Annotated in this window: 11 protein-coding genes and 3 pseudogenes; 11 read left to right on the forward strand and 3 right to left on the reverse strand. The window is 44.0% G+C overall.

Annotated elements, in window-relative coordinates; translation table 11 throughout:
* Positions 1-217: 217 nt before the first annotated feature.
* The 7 genes and pseudogenes from AC6IZ0_RS18160 (at position 218) to AC6IZ0_RS18190 (ending at position 11,059) form a co-directional block, all read left to right on the forward strand.
* Positions 218-4,573, forward strand: a complete 4,356-nt coding sequence (locus AC6IZ0_RS18160; protein WP_497724245.1) for a DUF4347 domain-containing protein — start codon at positions 218-220, stop codon at positions 4,571-4,573.
* A complete protein-coding gene (locus AC6IZ0_RS18165) occupies positions 4,570-6,306 on the forward strand; it encodes a S8 family peptidase (RefSeq protein ID WP_497726099.1) in 1,737 nt (578 codons plus the stop codon). The genes AC6IZ0_RS18160 and AC6IZ0_RS18165 overlap by 4 nt, the downstream gene beginning before the upstream one ends.
* Positions 6,307-6,431: 125 nt before the next feature.
* Positions 6,432-7,526 carry a hypothetical protein gene (locus AC6IZ0_RS18170; protein ID WP_497724246.1) on the forward strand — a complete coding sequence of 365 codons (1,095 nt, stop codon included), beginning with the start codon at positions 6,432-6,434 and terminating at the stop codon, positions 7,524-7,526.
* A 332-nt stretch (positions 7,527-7,858) separates the two neighbouring features.
* Positions 7,859-8,074: pseudogene (locus tag AC6IZ0_RS18175) on the forward strand (FAD-dependent oxidoreductase); the annotation flags it as partial.
* A gap of 32 nt (positions 8,075-8,106) precedes the next feature.
* Positions 8,107-8,756 (forward strand): annotated as a pseudogene (locus tag AC6IZ0_RS18180) (histidine phosphatase family protein).
* Positions 8,757-8,890: 134 nt separating this feature from the next.
* Complete coding sequence (locus AC6IZ0_RS18185; protein ID WP_497724248.1) at positions 8,891-9,907, forward strand: glucokinase; 1,017 nt, start codon at positions 8,891-8,893, stop codon at positions 9,905-9,907.
* A 57-nt stretch (positions 9,908-9,964) separates the two neighbouring features.
* Positions 9,965-11,059, forward strand: a pseudogene (locus tag AC6IZ0_RS18190) (TRAP transporter substrate-binding protein).
* Between the two features lie 4 nt (positions 11,060-11,063).
* Here AC6IZ0_RS18190 and AC6IZ0_RS18195 read toward each other — a convergent pair.
* A complete protein-coding gene (locus AC6IZ0_RS18195; protein WP_271733637.1) occupies positions 11,064-12,401 on the reverse strand; it encodes a TRAP transporter large permease in 1,338 nt (445 codons plus the stop codon).
* The gene (locus AC6IZ0_RS18200; protein WP_497724250.1) at positions 12,398-12,952 is read right to left on the reverse strand and encodes a TRAP transporter small permease subunit; all 555 of its coding nucleotides are present in this window, start codon (positions 12,950-12,952) and stop codon (positions 12,398-12,400) included. The genes AC6IZ0_RS18195 and AC6IZ0_RS18200 overlap by 4 nt, the downstream gene beginning before the upstream one ends.
* Positions 12,953-13,163: 211 nt before the next feature.
* On the opposite strand from AC6IZ0_RS18200, the gene AC6IZ0_RS18205 reads away from it, so the two are divergent.
* From AC6IZ0_RS18205 to AC6IZ0_RS18215, 3 genes are all read left to right on the forward strand, one after another.
* Positions 13,164-14,609 (forward strand): bifunctional orotidine-5'-phosphate decarboxylase/orotate phosphoribosyltransferase, encoded by a 1,446-nt coding sequence (locus AC6IZ0_RS18205; protein WP_497724252.1) that lies wholly within the window; start codon positions 13,164-13,166, stop codon positions 14,607-14,609.
* Between the two features lie 338 nt (positions 14,610-14,947).
* Positions 14,948-16,294: a histidine phosphatase family protein gene (locus AC6IZ0_RS18210; RefSeq protein ID WP_497724253.1), complete on the forward strand. Its 1,347-nt coding sequence runs from the start codon at positions 14,948-14,950 to the stop codon at positions 16,292-16,294.
* Between the two features lie 104 nt (positions 16,295-16,398).
* Positions 16,399-17,688: a dihydroorotase gene (locus tag AC6IZ0_RS18215; RefSeq protein WP_497724255.1), complete on the forward strand. Its 1,290-nt coding sequence runs from the start codon at positions 16,399-16,401 to the stop codon at positions 17,686-17,688.
* 560 nt (positions 17,689-18,248) lie between these two features.
* Here the strand turns inward: AC6IZ0_RS18215 and AC6IZ0_RS18220 are convergent.
* Entirely contained in the window at positions 18,249-18,431 is a 183-nt protein-coding gene (locus tag AC6IZ0_RS18220) for a hypothetical protein (protein ID WP_497724256.1), read from the reverse strand.
* A gap of 210 nt (positions 18,432-18,641) precedes the next feature.
* On the opposite strand from AC6IZ0_RS18220, the gene AC6IZ0_RS18225 reads away from it, so the two are divergent.
* Positions 18,642-18,842, forward strand: a complete 201-nt coding sequence (locus AC6IZ0_RS18225) for a hypothetical protein (RefSeq protein ID WP_497724258.1) — start codon at positions 18,642-18,644, stop codon at positions 18,840-18,842.
* Positions 18,843-18,947 lie beyond the last annotated feature (105 nt).

Here is an 18,947-nt window from a genome sequence, read left to right on the forward strand (position 1 = left end):
CCCACAGCAGTCAGGGGTTAGAAACCCCTGTCTGAAAGCGTAAGTCGGATCAAGCCGACTAAGTATTAATTATCACATTAATAATAAAAGTAACGGCTTATTATGAAGAATATTTGAGAATTAATTAATTAAATTAAATCAATAAATTAATTTAATTATGGTATTTTTTGGACTATGAAACGTAATAAAGCCAGTCCCAAACCTGTATTTTTAAACCATGCTATCTACTACCCATCACACCCTGACCCCCGTGTCTGTTGTATTTATTGATTCGGCTGTATCCGACTATCAAACCCTAGCAGCAGGTGTTATACCTGGTATAACCACTGTCATCCTCAATCCTGATGAGGATGGTATTACCCAAATTACTAGATTTTTAACAGCACATCCCCACTGTGACACTCTCCATATCATTTCTCACGGTGCGCCGGGATGTCTATATTTAGGTAACAGTCAAGTTAATTTAAAGAATCTTAATTTATATCAACCACAGTTACAGCAGTGGTCAATTCCCCATATCTGTCTCTATGGCTGTGAAGTGGCTGCAGGGGATGCGGGGGCAGAATTTATCCAGAAGTTACAGGACTTGACCCAAAGTATTATTAGTGCTTCCACCAGCAAAACCGGTCACCCTACCCTGGGGGGTAATTGGGATTTGGAGGTAAATCATGGGTTGGTGTCAGTACCTTTGAGTGGTGCGACATTGAAGAATTATATGGGGGTATTGAATGTTTTTCCCTTCAGTAATTACGATACCTCTGGCTATGCTTGGGGTGTACAAGTAGTGGGGAACTACGCCTATGTCGCTGATGGGGATGCAGGATTGCAAATCATCGATATCAGCAACCCCGAATTCCCCACCCGCACCGGCGGTTACGATACCTCTGGCTATGCTTTTGATGTAGAAGTAGTGGGGAACTACGCCTATGTCGCTGATGGTTGGGAGGGATTGCAAATCATCGATATCAGCAACCCCGCCAACCCCACCCGCACCCGCGGTTACGATACCTCTGGTAGTGCTGAGGGTGTACAAGTAGTGGGGAACTACGCCTATGTCGCTAATGGTTGGGAGGGATTGCAAGTCATCGATATCACCGACCCCGAATTCCCCACCCGCACCGGCGGTTACGATACCTCTGACTGGGCTTATGGTGTACAAGTAGTGGGGAACTACGCCTATGTCGCTGATGGGGATGCAGGATTGCAAATCATTGATATCAGCAACCCCACTAACCCCACCCGCACGGGCGGTTACGATACCTCTGGCTTGGCTTTTGATGTAGAAGTAGTGGGGAACTACGCCTATGTCGCTGATTTTTGGGACGGATTGCAAATCATAGATATCAGCAACCGCACTAACCCCACCCGCACTGGGGGTTACGATACCTCTGGTTTGGCTTATGGTGTACAAGTAGTGGGGAACTACGCCTATGTCGCTGATGGGGATTCAGGATTGCAAGTCATTGATATCAGCAACCCCGAATTCCCCACCCGCACCGGCGGTTACGATACCTCTGGTAGTGCTGAGGGTGTACAAGTAGTGGGGAACTACGCCTATGTCGCTGATGGTGGTTCAGGATTGCAAATATTATTAGATGTAAGTGAGTTTACTCAATCCCCAACTGAGCAACCATCTATAATAATCGCCACCGCCAATCTCACGCAGTTAGAAGGTAACTCAGGTACTACCCCCTTTACCTTCACAGTTACCCGCACAGTGGATACAGGTATCAGCACTGCTAACTGGGCGGTTACAGGTACAGGTGAAAACTCCGCTAACGCCGCCGACTTTGGCGGAACTCTCCCCACAGGTACGGTCACCTTTGCTGCGGGGGAAACATTTCAAGTAATTACAGTCAATGTCAGTGGTGATACAGTAGTAGAACCAGATGAAGCCTTTACCGTCACCCTATCTAACCCCAGTAACGCTACTCTTACCACTGGTACTGCTACGGGGACAATTATTAATGATGATGCTGGTACCACAAACAATGATACCTTTGCCAATCGTACCACCATCACAGGTACAAACACCTCGGAAACTGGCAGCAATATAGGATTCACAGGAGAAAGCGGAGAACCAGCCCAGTCAGGTATAATTAACTCAGCTTGGTGGAGTTGGACAGCGCCAACATCAGGAACTGTGACCATTGACACCATAGGGAGTAATTTTGATACATTTCTTTCTGTCTACAGGGGGAATGGGGTTAATACCTTAACTTTCGTGGCGGAAAATGATGATTTTGATGAAAGTAGGCAAAGTCGAGTCAGCTTTAATGCTATATCTGGAACCACCTATCAAATAGCAGTGGATGGCTATGATATCAATACAGGGGACATAGTTTTGAATGTGTCTCAAGGTAATGATACAGATGTAGATGACACCGACCCTGTTATCAACCCTGGTCAAACCTTCACCTACCCAGAAAACCAAGCAACAGGTTACCAAGTAGGAACCGTAGCTGCTAGTGATAACGTAGCTGTTACAGGGTACACCATAGTCAGTGGTAACGAAGCTGGATTCTTTAGCATTAACAACAGTGGCGTAATCACCCTGACAGCAGCAGGATTCAACGCTGCAGCCAATAACTTTGAAACCTTACCAAACAGTTTTACACTGGGAATTACCGCTAGAGACGCAGCAGGGAATACCTCCACTGCTAGTAATGTCACCATTACAGTCACAGATGTAGATGACACCGACCCTGTTATCAACCCTGGTCAAACCTTCACCTACCCAGAAAACCAAGCAACAGGTTACCAAGTAGGAACCGTAGCTGCTAGTGATAACGTAGCTGTTACAGGGTACACCATAGTCAGTGGTAACGACAATGGATTCTTTAGCATTAACAACAGTGGCGTAATCACCCTGACAGCAGCAGGATTCAACGCTGCAGCCAATAACTTTGAAACCTTACCCAACAGTTTTACACTGGGAATTACCGCTAGAGACGCAGCAGGGAATACCTCCACTGCTAGTAATGTCACCATTACAGTCACAGATGTAGATGACACCGACCCTGTTATCAACCCCAGTCAAACCTTCACCTACCCAGAAAACCAAGCAACAGGTTACCAAGTAGGAACCGTAGCTGCTAGTGATAACGTAGCTGTTACAGGGTACACCATAGTCAGTGGTAACGAAGCTGGATTCTTTAGCATTAACAACAGTGGCGTAATCACCCTGACAGCAGCAGGATTCAACGCAGCAGCCAATAACTTTGAAACCTTACCCAACAGTTTTACACTGGGAATTACCGCTAGAGACGCAGCAGGGAATACCTCCACTGCTAGTAATGTCACCATTACAGTCACAGATGTAGATGACACCGACCCTGTTATCAACCCTGGTCAAACCTTCACCTACCCAGAAAACCAAGCAACAGGTTACCAAGTAGGAACCGTAGCTGCTAGTGATAACGTAGCTGTTACAGGGTACACCATAGTCAGTGGTAACGAAGCTGGATTCTTTAGCATTAACAACAGTGGCGTAATCACCCTGACAGCAGCAGGATTCAACGCAGCAGCCAATAACTTTGAAACCTTACCCAACAGTTTTACACTGGGAATTACCGCTAGAGACGCGGCTGGGAATACTTCCACTGCTAGTAATGTCACCATTACAGTCACAGATGTAGATGACACCGACCCTGTTATCAACCCCAGTCAAACCTTCACCTACCCAGAAAACCAAGCAACAGGTTACCAAGTAGGAAACGTAGCTGCTACCGATAACGTAGCTGTTACAGGGTATACCATTGACAGTGGTAACGACAATGGATTCTTTAGCATTAACAACAGTGGCGTAATTACCCTGACAGCAGCAGGAGTCGCCGCTGCAGCCAATGACTTTGAAACCTTACCCAACAGTTTTACACTGGGAATTAGAGCTAGAGACGCAGCAGGGAATACCTCCACTGCTAGTAATGTCACCATTACAGTCACAGATGTAGATGATGATGTTCTCCCCGTCCTAGAGATCGACCCCAATAATGATGCAACAAGGGCTGAAGGTAACTCAGGTACTACCCCCTTCACCTTCACAGTTACCCGCACAGTGGATACAGGTATCAGCACTGCTAACTGGGCGGTTACAGGTACAGGTGAAAACTCCGCTAACGCCGCCGACTTTGGCGGAACCCTCCCCACAGGTACGGTCACCTTTGCAGATGGGGTAAGATCTCAAGTAATTACAGTCAATGTCAGTGGTGACACGTTAGTAGAACCAGATGAAGCCTTTACCGTTACTTTGTCAGGTGCGACTAACAGCACCATTACCACAGCTACTGCTACGGGGACAATTCAAAATGATGATGCTCCCTCCACGGGAAATAAAGCCTTTGACCTCATAGATGTTGACCGCTTACGCCACGATGAAAATTACAAAGATTGGCTTGATGGTAGTGGATTTACGGTAGCAGTTATCGACTCGGGAATAGAGGGATCCCATAGAGATATCATCAATAACTTTAAAGGATTCATCGACTTTACTCAGCGCGGCGGAAGATTTACCACAATGCCCTTGATTCCTACGATGGACAAATTCACGGAACTCATGTTTCCGGCACAATAGGCTCTAGTAATCCCAGCTATGGAATTGCACCTGGGGTAGGATTATTGGGATTAAAGGTCATTCCGAATCGTCAAAGAGATTTTAACCTGATACATCTACAACAAGCCTTGCAATGGGTGAAACAAAATCAGCGACTGTACAACATTGTGGCTGTGAATATATCCTTGGGATCAAAAGGAGCCTATACTGATACCGCTCAGAGATCTCCAATAAGTGATGAAATCCGTAGCCTAGAAGAAGCAGGAGTTACTATTGTTTCCGCAACAGGTAATGACTATCAAGAGTTCCGCAAGTCAGGTGTACGAATACCAGCAATTATCAGTACCTTAAATGTCGGTAGTATCTCGCCAAATAATAGTCAAATCGCCGCTAATAGCCAAAGACTAGATACAATCAATATCTATAAAAAGACTATTTTTGCCCCCGGTGAGGGAATTCTCAGTACGCTTCCTAGTAATCGCTCTGGTCACCAAAGTGGAACTAGTATGGCTTCTCCTCACATAGCTGGAATAGTAGCACTGATGCAGGAAGCAGCCATGAGGTTTCGCGGTAGCAGGCTATCCCCTACGGAAATTAGTCAGATTCTCCACGATACTGGTGATGAAATCTCTGATGATCAACCCACTCGTAGTGTCCCTGCTACCAATACCATATATACCCGGGTGAATGTGTATAAAGCCATTGAATATATCCGGAACCCAGAACCTAATAGCGTTTTATCCTCCTCCGCAGACGGTGGCGATATTAATGGTACATTGACAAGTCCTATCGATATAGGCAACATTAATACTAATGCCACCACACCCATTGTGCTAAATAGTGAACTGGGATCTGATGGCATAGATACTAATATAGGGGATACTGATGTTGATATCTATAAATTCAATATAGTTAGCCCCGGTGTCCTCACTGTTGAATTACAAGATCCATCAGATCCATCCTTCTTATTGCGTTTATTCAATGATCGTGGAGATGAAATCCTCTTTGACGCTCACCGTGGTAAAGATAACTTATTTAAACTAGAGTTAAAGGATCAACTGGGGAATTACTATGTGGGAGTTAGCGGTGAAGGGAACGGATCTTATGATCCTCACAAAGTAGATAAAGATAAACCCCGTGATAGCGGGAGCACAGGAAAATATGCCATCTCCTTCAATTTAACTAATGACGATACCAATGGCTTAATTAGTAGCGCCACTAATGTGATTTTTGGTACTTACAACACACCTTACAGTGTGAGTGAATTTTTAGGCAAAGATGGCAAAGATGGCAATTTGACCGTGAGAACCTCCGATGTTGACTTTTATGAAGTCATCGCTCCTGACAACGGACGGTTATTAATTGATATTGACACCCCCTACGACAATAACTTTGCCAACACCTACTTACGGGTCTTTGATAAACAGGGGAAAGAACTATTCTCTAATGATAATGGGTTATTTGTCAGTAATGTACTATCCGAAAGCAATGAAACCAACATTGACCAACTAGTATTCACGGGAACAACTCGTGTAGGACACAACACAGATAGTTTTATCGCTGCTGAAGTTACCAGAGGAGAAACCTACTACATTGGGGTTTCTAATTTCAGTCATACTAACTATGACCCCCGTAACTTGAACGATCGCCCCCCGGTTGAAGCCGATGGTAAGTATGATTTAACTATTCAATTCGTGAATAAGGACTCAATGGTAGCATTACCCAAGCTCGGAGTGATATCCCCCTACCTGTAGTCAACAATGTTCCTGGTCATATTGGCAAGGACTATGATAGCGATAGTACCTATGAAGTAGGCGATCTCGATGTCGATTTTTTCAGAATTAAGTCACCCACAGCAGGAATCTTAGACATCAACGCTGTGTCTTCCCTGGTAATCCCGCGGGTAAGGTTAGTTTCCCGCATTTTTGATCAGGATGGGAATATCCTGGCGAGTAACGATACCCCTGACGGGGAGGGAAATTCTCGCCTACAGTTACGAATTGTAGCGGATACAGATTACTTTGTCGCCATTTCTGGTTTGGGAAACAGTAATTTTGATCCTTTCCTTTTGGGTAGTGGTTTTAGGGGAGAGACGGGAGAATACACCCTCAGTATCAACGTCCTCCCTCCAAATCAGTTTACTACTTTGTCTGATAACACTACCAAAAGTTCAATCACCAGCATTGCTGTGGACGACATGATTGATGGTGACATCGGATACGATAATACTCTCATGGTGGGTGGGAATGATATTGATATTTATGAGTTTATCCCCACCACTAGCGGTTCGGTAACTATTCGCACAATAAACGACGAAGCATTTAGTGCGGACACATTTTTAAGATTCTTCGATGCTGTGGGGAATCAACTGGTTGCTAATGATAATGAAAATGATCAGACTACTAGTAGTTTGATTGAGGCGGATGTGATAGGAGGTACACCTTACTACATAGGTGTCAATGGAGCAAGTGCTAATGCTGCTAAATATGATCCTTTAACAGGGGAAAATGCCGCTGATGGTAGTATGGGTAGTTATAGTTTAATTGTTGAGGATAATACATCAACAGTCAGTGGACTTGCTGCGGATATTGATGGTAACGGTAGAGTGACTGGTGCTGATTTATTGTTGATTGACCAATATCTGCTGTTACGCAATAATCCTAACGTCGATGCGATTCTGCAAAGTTCCTTTAATCTCTTTAGCACTGAAACTGTGGGAGCTACAAATACCACAGGTGCAGCTTTGAGAAGTGCGATCGCCAATGGGGTTAACAGATTAGCCTTTGACGTTGATGGTAATGAGCAAGTGACTGGGGGGGATATTTTCTTAATTCGTCAAGGATTGTTACTTAAGAATAATCCTAACGTCAATGCGATTCTGCAAACTACCTTTAATCTGTTTACCAGTGAACTCACAGGACCAAGAAACACGGGAGCCGAAATTAATGATTTTATCTCCGGGGTACTGGGGTAAATAAGTAACGGTTGACGGGTCACGGTTGACGGTTGACGGGTCAGCAGAAGCCAGGGGTTAGAAACCCCTGTCTAATAGCTAAAGTCGGATTTATCCGACTGAGTGTTAATTCTCACATTATAAATATGGTAAAAAATCATTGCTTAGAGTATTTTATGTTACCTAATACTCCACTTTTAGTGGAGTTTCGCTTTCAGACGCTTAATTTATTCCCCGGCTGGTTTATCACCAGCGCTGGTGCGATCTGCTTGCAGCAGCGCTTCGCTATCGCCCCTACCACAAACGCGAGGGATTAAGAGCAGCGATCGCCCATAGTCAACGCCCACCGCAGCCGCCAGGGTAAACCATTGTTTGAGAATTTACAAAGAATATTATCAGGTAAATCTTTGAAAGTCTATAGACCACAGCCAGAATATTTAAGTTTAATCGGGACTGGGGACAAACGAGCGATCGCCACTAGAGGCGCTTTGACTTCATCCCCTCACTGGGTTTTCTGGTGTGGGAAAGACTGGATTGACCGCCGCTTCATGGTACAATTCACGGGCTAGGTGATCTAGGAAACTGGCGATGAAATGGTTTTATGAATCAAATAGTTTGGATAGCCAGACACGCTAACCGTCTGGATTTCGTTCACCCTGAGTGGTTTCTCACAGCAGTCAGACGTTATGACCCGCCTTTGTCTGAAGATGGTATAGTACAAACTCAGCAGTTAGCTCAACGTCTGCAAACAGAAACCATTACTCATATTTTCGCTTCCCCATTTATGCGCACTGTACAAACAGCCAACGCCGTGGCAGAAGTTTTAAATTTAGGGATTAAACTAGAAACAGGTTTGAGTGAGTGGTTAAATCCCCACTGGATGACCGAAGCACCGGAAATACACTCAATTTCTGAGTTAAAGGCACTATTCCCCAGAATAGATTCTGATTATACACCAGTTGTCAGCGCTGAATATCCAGAAACTGAGGTACAAGTACAAGAGCGTTCTGGAAAAACTGCCCAATTGTTGGCTAGTGAATGCTATCCTGAAAATATCTTGCTGGTAGGACATAGTGCATCTGTACAGGGTGCTGCAATGGGGTTAGTAGGGGACATTGCTAAAACAGAAGTCACGGCTTCTTTATGTTCCTTAGTGAAAATCCTGCGCCAGGACCTGAATGGTTGCTAGAACTAAAAGGAGATACTTCCCACTTGATGGATATAGAGGATTTTCCTTCGTGCATTAGTTGATACGCCCTCTCTTAAAGAGTGTATTTGTTAATGAATGTTAGCAAAAAAGTATCGGAAGTGGTTCGATTTGCTCAAATCCTGAATGAGGATTTTTGACTGCACAGACAAATTAATTAATTCCCATCCTCAATTCTATGACTTTGTTACTAGCAGGAGATATTGGCGGCACTAAAACTATTTTGCGGTTGGTGGACGCTGTAAATTTACATACCATTGCACAGAAAACTTACCCTAGTGGAGATTTTCCCGATTTAGTCCCCTTAGTCCAGCAGTTCCTCCTTGAGCTTCATACCCCCACACCCCAAAAAGCTTGTTTTGCGATCGCCGGACCAGTGGTAGATAATACAGCCAAGCTGACTAACTTAACTTGGTTTCTCGATACCTCCCGGTTAAAACAAGAATTAGGCATTGATTCTATGTGCTTAATTAACGACTTTGCCGCTGTGGGTTACGGTATTTTCGGATTAAGTAAAAAAGACCTGCTAACCTTGCAAGTTGGGAAACACAAACAAGAAGCACCCATTGCTGTTATTGGCGCTGGTACTGGTTTAGGACAAGGGTTTCTGATTAAACAGGGGAACTATTATCAGGTGTTTCCCTCAGAAGGTGGACACGGGGATTTTGCCCCCCGCAATGAGCTAGAATTTCAGCTGTTGAAATATCTACTGGATAAACATGATATTCAACGGGTGTCTGTAGAAAGGGTGGTTTCCGGACAGGGGATAGTGGCAATTTACCAATTTTTACGCGATCGCCAAGTATACAGCGAATCACCAGAAATTGCGGAAATTGTCAGAACCTGGGAAAGAGAAGCCGGACAGATGGAAAAAAGCGTTGACCCGGGGGCGGTCATCGGTGGCGCAGCGGTCGAAGGGAGCGATCGCCTGTCAGTGGAAGCCCTAAAATTATTTGTGGATATTTACGGCGCTGAAGCGGGTAATCTGTCCCTAAAATTACTCCCCTATGGTGGTTTATATATTGCAGGTGGAATCGCGCCCAAAATTCTCCCCCTCCTGAAAAACGGTAATTTTCTGTTAAACTTCAGCCAAAAAGGGCGGATGCGTTCCATCCTGGAAGATATACCCGTGCATATTATTCTTAACCAAGAAGTAGGGCTAATTGGTGCGGCTTTACGTGCAGCTAGATTGTAAAAAACTGGTAAATTACGGATAACCCACCAATTAGCGCTGATAAATTTACCAAGCATGATTAAACGTCGCCAAATTCTCAACACAGCTGCGATCGCCGCAGGAACTGCGGTAACATTAGCGGCATGTGGTCGTACCGAAACTGCCGCCAACATCCAAACCAGTCAGCCCAATATCAGGTGGCGAATGGCCACCAGTTGGCCGAAATCTCTAGGTATATTTAGCGGTGCAGATACAATTGCCAAGCGAGTCAGAGAAATGACCAACGGACGTTTCACCATTACACCCTTTGCTGCGGGGGAGGTAGTACCGGGGTTACAAGTTATGGACGCGGTGCAAGCGGGAACAGTAGAATGTGGGCATACAGGTAGTTATTATTATACCGGAAAGAACCTAGCTTTAGCCTTTGCTACTACTGTACCCTTCGGACTCAACGCCCAACAACAGAACTCCTGGCTGTATCATGGGGGGGGACTAGAAGCCATGCAAAAAATTTATGGTGACTTCAACATCATTAACTTTCCCGCTGGTAACACCGGGGCGCAAATGGGGGGATGGTTTAAACGACAAATTAACACTGTGGCTGACTTCCAAGGTTTAAAAATGCGTATTCCCGGAATCGGCGGCCAAGTCATAGCTCGCATGGGTGTAAATGTGCAAGTATTACCAGGAGGCGAAATTTTCTTAGCACTGGATCGGGGCGCAATTGATGCAGCTGAGTGGGTCGGTCCTTACGATGATGAAAAACTGGGTTTACACAAAGCTGCCCAATTTTACTATTATCCCGGTTGGTGGGAACCAGGACCGACATTAGATGTTTTAGTTAACCGTACTGCTTGGAATAAATTACCCCCGGAATACCAAAGCCATCCTCAAGACAGCAGCTTATGAAGCAAACATGAATATGCTCTCTGAGTATGACGCTTTAAATGGCCAAGCATTAACCAGACTGACCGCAGGGGGACTAAATTAGTTCCCTTCAGTCGGGAAATTATGCAAGCATCTCAAACAGCCTCTTTTGAGTTCCTAGAAGAAAATGCTAGTCAGGACAGCACCTTTAAGGAAGTTTACCAACAGTGGAAAGGATTCCGTCAACAAGTTTTTGACTGGAACCGTGTCAATGAATTGAGTTATGCTAATTTCTCAATGAGTTGATCAATTAGCTTCCTAAATTCGGTAAAAAACTGACAATCCCCGGAAAAGCAATTATTAACACCAAAACTAGCATTTGCAGCAAAATAAAGGGGATAGCGCCCCGATAAATATCAGATGTGGTGACTTCTGGGGGGGCGACACCACGCAGATAGAACAATGCAAAACCAAAGGGCGGTGTGAGAAAGGAAGTTTGCAGATTTGCGCCTAAAATCACACCGTACCAAATCAAATCAATACCTAACTGTTGAGCTACGGGGACAAATAGGGGGACAACAATAAAAGCAATCTCGAAAAAGTCAATAAAAAAGCCGAGAATAAATACTGTGACCATGCTGACAATCAAAAACCCCGTAGTTCCCCCAGGAAGATTAGCTAGGAGATCAAACATAAATTGATCCCCATTCAACCCCCGGAACACTAGACTAAAGGCTGTGGAACCCAATAAGATAAAAATTACCATGGTGGTAATTTTTAAAGTGGCATCGCAAACCTGAGCCACAGATGGTAAATTTAGCTGACCGTTAGCAGCAGCAAGTGCGATCGCACCTAGACAACCTACAGCACCGGCTTCTGTAGGGGTAGCAAAGCCAAAAAAGATACTACCCAATACCAAGAAAATCAGAACTAACGGCGGTAGCATGACCTGAAATATCCGTTTTCCCAAGGCTTTACCACCAATGTTGCGCACCTCCGCCGGTAAAGCTGGGGCTAAATCTGGCTTTAAAAATGCCACAATCAGCACATGTAAAGCAAAAGCACCGGACATCATTAAACCGGGAATCAAGGAACCGATAAATAAATCACCCACAGAAACCCCTAACTGGTCACCCAGCACCACCAACACCACACTAGGGGGGATAATTTGCCCCAGAGTACCCGATGCCGCAATTACACCAGTGGCTAATTCTTTATTATACCCATAACGCAGCATAATGGGTAGGGAAATTAACCCCATAGCCACCACCGTTGCAGCCACCACACCAGTAGTTGCTGCCAACAGCGCCCCCACTAACACCACAGCTAAAGCCAGTCCCCCCCGTAACCGTCCTAATACAATCCCCATAGTTTCTAACAGGTTCTCAGCTATGCCGGATTTCTCCAGCATTGACCCCATAAAGATAAAGTAAGGGATAGCTAACAGGGTATAATTAGCCATGATGCCAAAAATCCGCTGTGGCATGGCAGTTAAAAATATCGGGTCAAATACACCCAGGGCAATTCCCACTATGCCAAATATAATTGATACGCCACCCAGAGAAAAAGCTACGGGATATCCCAGGGATAACAGCACCAAAGCCCCCGCAAACATAGCAGGCCCTAGCCATTCATAATCTAGTGTCATGATTTTCCTCCGGGGATATGGCGATCGCTATCGACTCTACCTTGAAGAATGGCCAAGTTTTTAATTACCTGAGAAATTCCCTGAACAATCAACAACACAAAGGAGACAATAATCATGGTTTTGATGGGGTAGCGGGGTAAACCATCAGGGTCTGGGGATGTTTCCCAAGTTTCCCAGGAAGCCAGGATACTACCCCAAGAAAAAAATATCACCATCAGAGAAAATGGAATTAAAAATAACACTGTTCCCAGTAAATCTGCTAGTGCTTTCTGCCGGGGAGTCCAATTGTTGTAAAACACATCCACTCGGACGTGTTCATTATGCTTTAAGGCGTAACCTGCACCCCAGAGGAAAATTAAATCAAAAATATACCATTGGGCTTCTATGTAAGCATTAGAAGTTAAATTAATGCCAATCAACCGCCCTAAGTATCGCCCTAAAACATTCCATGCGCCAAGTATGACCATGACTAGCACCAGTCCACTGGTTAATTTGCCAATGCGCTCAGTACAGATATCAATGATTTTGGCTATCCTTAATAGTTTTTCCAATGATTATCTCACCCTCTTTAAACTTGCTATCCTAGTGACTAATCTTATGATTTTTCCCGCACAATAGCATCACGTAACGTAAGCCATAGGCACAAAAAAGACCATCATAGGTATAGGTAAGCTAGGGCTGTATTTTGATGGAGTGGGATTGAGCCGACTGGTGCTATAAGATAGGGTTTTTTAAACCATACAACCCAGGGTAACTATAAAAATGAACTTTTTTGATAAATTACAAGCTAGTATATTCCAAAATCAAAGTTTACTATTTGTAGGTCTTGATCCAAATCCAGAACTCCTACCAGCAGATTATAAATCTGAGGATATCATTGCTGATTTACATAATTGGTTAGAATGGATTATCCGCGAAACTGCTGATTTTGTCTGTGCTTATAAACCAACTTTAGGATTTTATGAAGCCTTGGGTGTTCCAGGTTTAGAACTGCTAGAAAAAACTTTAGCAGCTATTCCTAGTCATATCCCCATTATCTTAGATGCTAAACATAGTGATTTAAATACCAGCAGTGTGTTTGCTCGCAGGGTATTTACACAATTGAATGTGGATGCTGTGACCCTGAGTCCTTATACAGGACAAGACCATGTAGCACCGTTTTTAGTTTACCTTGATCAAGCGGTATTTATTTTATGCTGCACTTCTAATGCGGGAGCAGAAGCTTTACAAAAATATCCCACAGAAGAATTACCTCTATATTTACAGGTAGTCAAGGAGTCTAGGAATTGGGGAACTCCAGAACAATTAGGTTTGGAGGTGGGGACGACAAACCCTGAGATTTTAGCTCGGATTCGGTCAGTTGCGCCGGAAAGGTTGATTATGGCCCGGAGTATTTGGGCTGGGGGAAGTAATATCAATATCAAGGAAATTTTAGCAGCTGGGTTAAATAGTCACGGTGATGGGTTATTGATTCCTGTTCCTCAAGATATGTTCAGTCAACCCAAATTAGCTGATCATATCCAGTCCTTACGTGCAGAGATTAATCAAGCTAAAAGTGAAATTTTCTCGGAAACTTCTACCTGTACTGTGTGGTTACCTGATGTTTCTGTTGTCAATCTCCACCCCCAACAAGACTTGATTTTAAAACTTTATGATGTCGGCTGCATCATGTTTGGTAGTTTTGTACAAGCATCGGGAGCCACTTTTCCTTACTACATTGACTTACGGAAAATTATTTCCAATCCCCAGGTTTTTAATCAGGTTCTCACTGCTTATGAGAAAATTTTAAATTCTCTTGAGTTTGACAGATTAGCAGGTATTCCCTACGGTTCTTTACCCACTGCTACGGGTTTATCTTTGCGTTTACATTGTCCCCTAATTTTTCCGCGCAAGGAAGTGAAAGCACACGGAACCCGCAGGTTAATTGAGGGTAATTTTGATCCTGGTGAGACTGTGGCGGTGGTTGATGATATTCTGATCACGGGCAAAAGTGTGATGGAAGGTGCCGAAAAGTTAAAATCAGCAGGATTGAATGTTAGGGATATTATAGTCTTGATTGACCATGAACAAGGTGTAAAGGCGAGATTACTAGATCATGGTTATCAAGCTCATTCTGTGTTTACACTGGCGGAAATTACAGAAACACTGTATCAGTGTGGGCGAATTAACCAGGAGCAATTTTTAGCCTTTCACGAAAGTCAAGGTTAGCACTATTCATGCTTACATAACCACAGTTTCAGATCCCGGAATTTCCAACCAGAAATTCCGGGTATCTACTCTGGTGGGGAATTGTGGGTTCTCACCTACCTGAACCTCGCTCTAGAAATTGATCTGATTTTGAATAGCTATGAGCAGAAATCAGCAGCAGTAGGAGAATTACAGTTTTATGAAGCATGATTGATATAACTTCTCAGGTATTCACCTTGAAATCTACATGACTTGCGCCAAATTTGATTCACCCCTAGGTGTGAATCTGTCTGCCAAAATGCTCAATTGAAGAGCAATCGTTGTAGAATTATTCCTTGAAATACAGGAGGGCAAAACCGATGACCCGTGTCATCATTGTGCGCCATGGACAAAGCAGCTATAACATCGAGCGCCGCATCCAAGGACGTACTGACGTGTCAAGATTAACAGAGAAAGGGTGTGCAGATGCTAGTAAGGTAGGAAAAGCCCTCAGTAATATTTATTTTAGTGCTATTTATAGCAGCCCTCTCCAGCGGGCTAAAAAAACAGCTGAGATTATATACAGTGAGTTGGTAACAGACTCTACAAAGTCTGTAACTCCCCAAGTTGCTGATAACCTGATGGAAATTGATCTACCTTTATGGGCAGAAATGCTCAGTGCTGATGTCAAAGAAAAGTTTACTGAAGACTACCGCACCTGGAAACAACGCCCCCATGAATTGCGGATGTTGGTCAAGGATGGGACAACGGAACATTTTCCTGTCCTAGCTATCTATGAACAAGCGCGGTTATTTTGGCAGGAAATTCTACCCCGTCATCAAGGAGAAACTATCCTCATAGTCGCCCATAATGGCATTAATCGCGCTTTGATTAGTACAGCTTTGGGTATTTCCCCCAGTCGTTACCATAGCTTACAGCAATCTAACTGTTGTATTAGCGTCCTGAATTTTGCTGGTGGTTTAGGGGAACCGGTGCAATTAGAATCTCTGAATCAGACCCAACACTTAGGGGAAACTTTACCCTCTTTGCGACCGGGACATCAGGGAGTCCGTTTGTTGTTGGTACGTCATGGGGAGACGGAATGGAATCGCCAAACTAGATTCCAAGGGCAAATAGATATCCCCCTCAATGATAATGGTAGAGAACAAGCCCAAATAGCCGGAGAATTTCTCAAAGATGTGGTGATTGATTTTGCTGTTAGTAGCTCCATGCTCCGCCCCAAGGAAACCGCAGAATTGATATTGAACCACCATCCTAGTATAAACTTAGAGTTACAAGATGGTTTGAGAGAAATCAGTCACGGATTGTGGGAAGGTAAATTAGAAACAGAGATAGAGCAAGAATTCCCCGGAGAATTGCAGCGCTGGCGACTAGTACCCGCCCAGGTACAAATGCCAAAAGGGGAAAACCTAGAGCAAGTTTGGCAGCGGAGTGTGGTAGCTTGGCAAGGAATTATAGAAGATGCGATGGAAAAACAACTCCAAACGGGTTTGGTGGTAGCCCACGACGCTACTAATAAAACTTTGCTGTGTCACGTTCTCGGTTTATCGACTGATAATTTCTGGAACTTCCGCCAAGGTAATGGCGCTGTAAGTGTAATTGACTATCCATCTGGAATAGATGGGTTACCAGTGCTACAAGCAATGAATATTACCAGCCACTTAAGTGGAGGGGTACTAGATAAAACTGCGGCTGGCGCTTTGTAAAAAACAAGTCTTTTGACCAGAAAAGACCATGGTGGTTAAAACCACCAATTGGCCTCCCTCTCAGGGCTAAAGCTGCTGATTTTCCCGCTTACCACCATATTTTTATGACAGAACTGCTAAAAAAAGTAAGGGTAATTAATCCTAATTTAAAATCTGACGAGATAGCTGATGTACTCATAGCTGATGGTAAGGTCGCCGCGATCGCCCCGGATATTTCTGATATTCCCGGTGACACTACTATTCAAGATTGTCAGGGATTAATTCTGGGCACAGGATTAGTAGATTTGTATAGTCACTGTAGTCAACCGGGATTTGAACAGCGAGAAACGCTGTCATCTATGTTACAAGCCGCAGCAGCGGGAGGGTTTACCAGAATTACTATTCTCCCAGATACATCTCCAGTTGTTGACCATCCGGCTATGGTAACACAGTTGCAGCAAACCCCACCCCCTCACGCCCACTCCCGGAAACAGGAGGGGGAGTTAAAGTTACACCCTCAAGTTTACGTTTGGGGAGCTATCAGCCTAGATTTAGCGGGGAAGCAATTGACGGAATTAGCAGATTTAGCTGCTGCGGGGGTCGTGGGTTTTACAGATGGTCAGCCTTGGGATAATTTAGGGTTTGTACACCGAGTCCTGGAGTATCTCCAACCCTGGGGTAAACCGGTGGCTTTTTCCCCTGGCGATCGCCTATTATCGGGTCATGGGGTGATGCGCGAAGGTGTCGCGGCTCTGCGTTTCGGTTTACCCCCTGTACCAGCAAGCGCGGAAACTACCGCCCTGGCTGCTTTGTTAGAATTGGTCGCCGCTACAGCTACACCAGTACACATTATGCGGGTGTCTACCGCTCGCAGTGTGGAACTCATCGCCACCGCTAAGGCTGCGGGTTTACCCATCACCGCTAGCACTACTTGGATGCACTTATTACTTGACACGACGGCAATAGCCAGTTATAATACTAGTCTAAGGTTGGAACCTCCTTTAGGTAACCCCAGTGATGTCAAGGCTTTACAGGCAGGGGTGAAAAACGGTGTCATAGATGCGATCGCCATAGACCATGCACCTTACACCTATGAGGAAAAAATGCAAGCCTTCGCCTCCTCACCCCCAGGGGCGATCGGTTATGAGTTGGCATTACCCTTACTCTGGCAGAATTTAGTAGAGACTGGGAAGCTTACGGCTTTAGAATTATGGGGTGCGCTGAGTACCCAACCCGCCAAATGTTTGCAACAGCAAGCTAGTACAATTACCTGCGGTGCAAAGGCGGAACTGATATTATTTGACCCACGGAAAACCTGGAAGGTGGAACGCCGGAACCTCTATACACTTTCTGGTAATACACCTTGGCTGGGTGAAGAAATACAGGGACGAGTTGTGAAAATTTGGCATCCCTAATAGGGATTATGGATAAGTTTACTCTACGGGTATATATGGAGTAGGGTGGTGTAATTTGTTGAATCACTGGTAAGTATGGTGGGTGATGACGACAGGAAGCGAAAAAAAAACCTTTTTTTTTCGCCCTAGTTATTTTCCCTGATAGGGATTCATAGGTAATTGTAAATTTTATCACTGTTAAGATTTGGGTTGATGGAAATTTTGATAGAAATTTTAAATGATTGTGACTAGATAGGATAAGGAGAATAGAATGAGAAAATATATCACTTTTGGGTTTGTGAATTTGAGAAAATAAGAAAATATATCATTTTTGTCGTGAGAGGGGTTATAAGTAGTTGTGAGGAGAGAATCTAGATAGTGGTCTAGGGTAGTTAGTATTTGAATGTTTAATTTTAACAGGAATTATCAGTAATTGTGACTAAGTGTAAAATCCCCACCTAGTCAATAGGTGGGGTAGTGTGAAATTCTCCTTGACATTTCTTCAAGAATATGAAAGGGTGAGGGGAGGTTAAACTTATATTTGATTAAAAATTATTTGTTTTTCTCCATTTGTTTTTTTGTTAAATGCCCTGGTGATTAGGGCATGGTTGTTGTTTAGGCGATCGCACATAGTTAGCAGTTAGTTTGAATCCCTGATAGGGATTGTAGGTAGTTGTGACGATCTGCATGATTCGGAGCAACACGGAAGTTTGAATCGCGATCGGTTGACTGGTGACTGTTGACTGTTGACTGTCCTTGTGCATTGGGATTGCTGATACAAAATTTGAGCAATTAATGACTCTATTATTAATAGACAATGAACTTTATCTGGGTAAAACGCAAAAGCGGAATTAATGGAAACTTAATAAACTCTTTAAGCCACAGTACCAAGTAATTCTTAGACCGCTTCCCTCACCGGAAGTGGAATTAAAAGCAACTTTTAATGAACAACAGAATTATCAAGGAAGAAGGTCATGAAAGCAGAATATGATTTTTCACAAGCTGAACAAGGTAAGTTTTATAATCCTGATGCGACTTTTCATTATCCGATTTACCTTGAACCAGATGTTGAGAATTTTATCAAGAAAATTGCTCAGGAAAAAAACATTGATGTGCAAATCTTAGTCAATGAATGGTTGAGAAATAATATTAAGTTAATTGAAAGTATTCAGTAAAAGGGAACTGACAAGTCAGCGCTTGCGCGATCGCATTCCCCAAATCCCCAAACAGCGATACCTTATAATTACCGTTATGTTGATTTTAACAGTGTTAGCAGGTGA

The sequence above is a fragment of the Anabaenopsis sp. NIES-4685 genome, assembly GCF_059725405.1.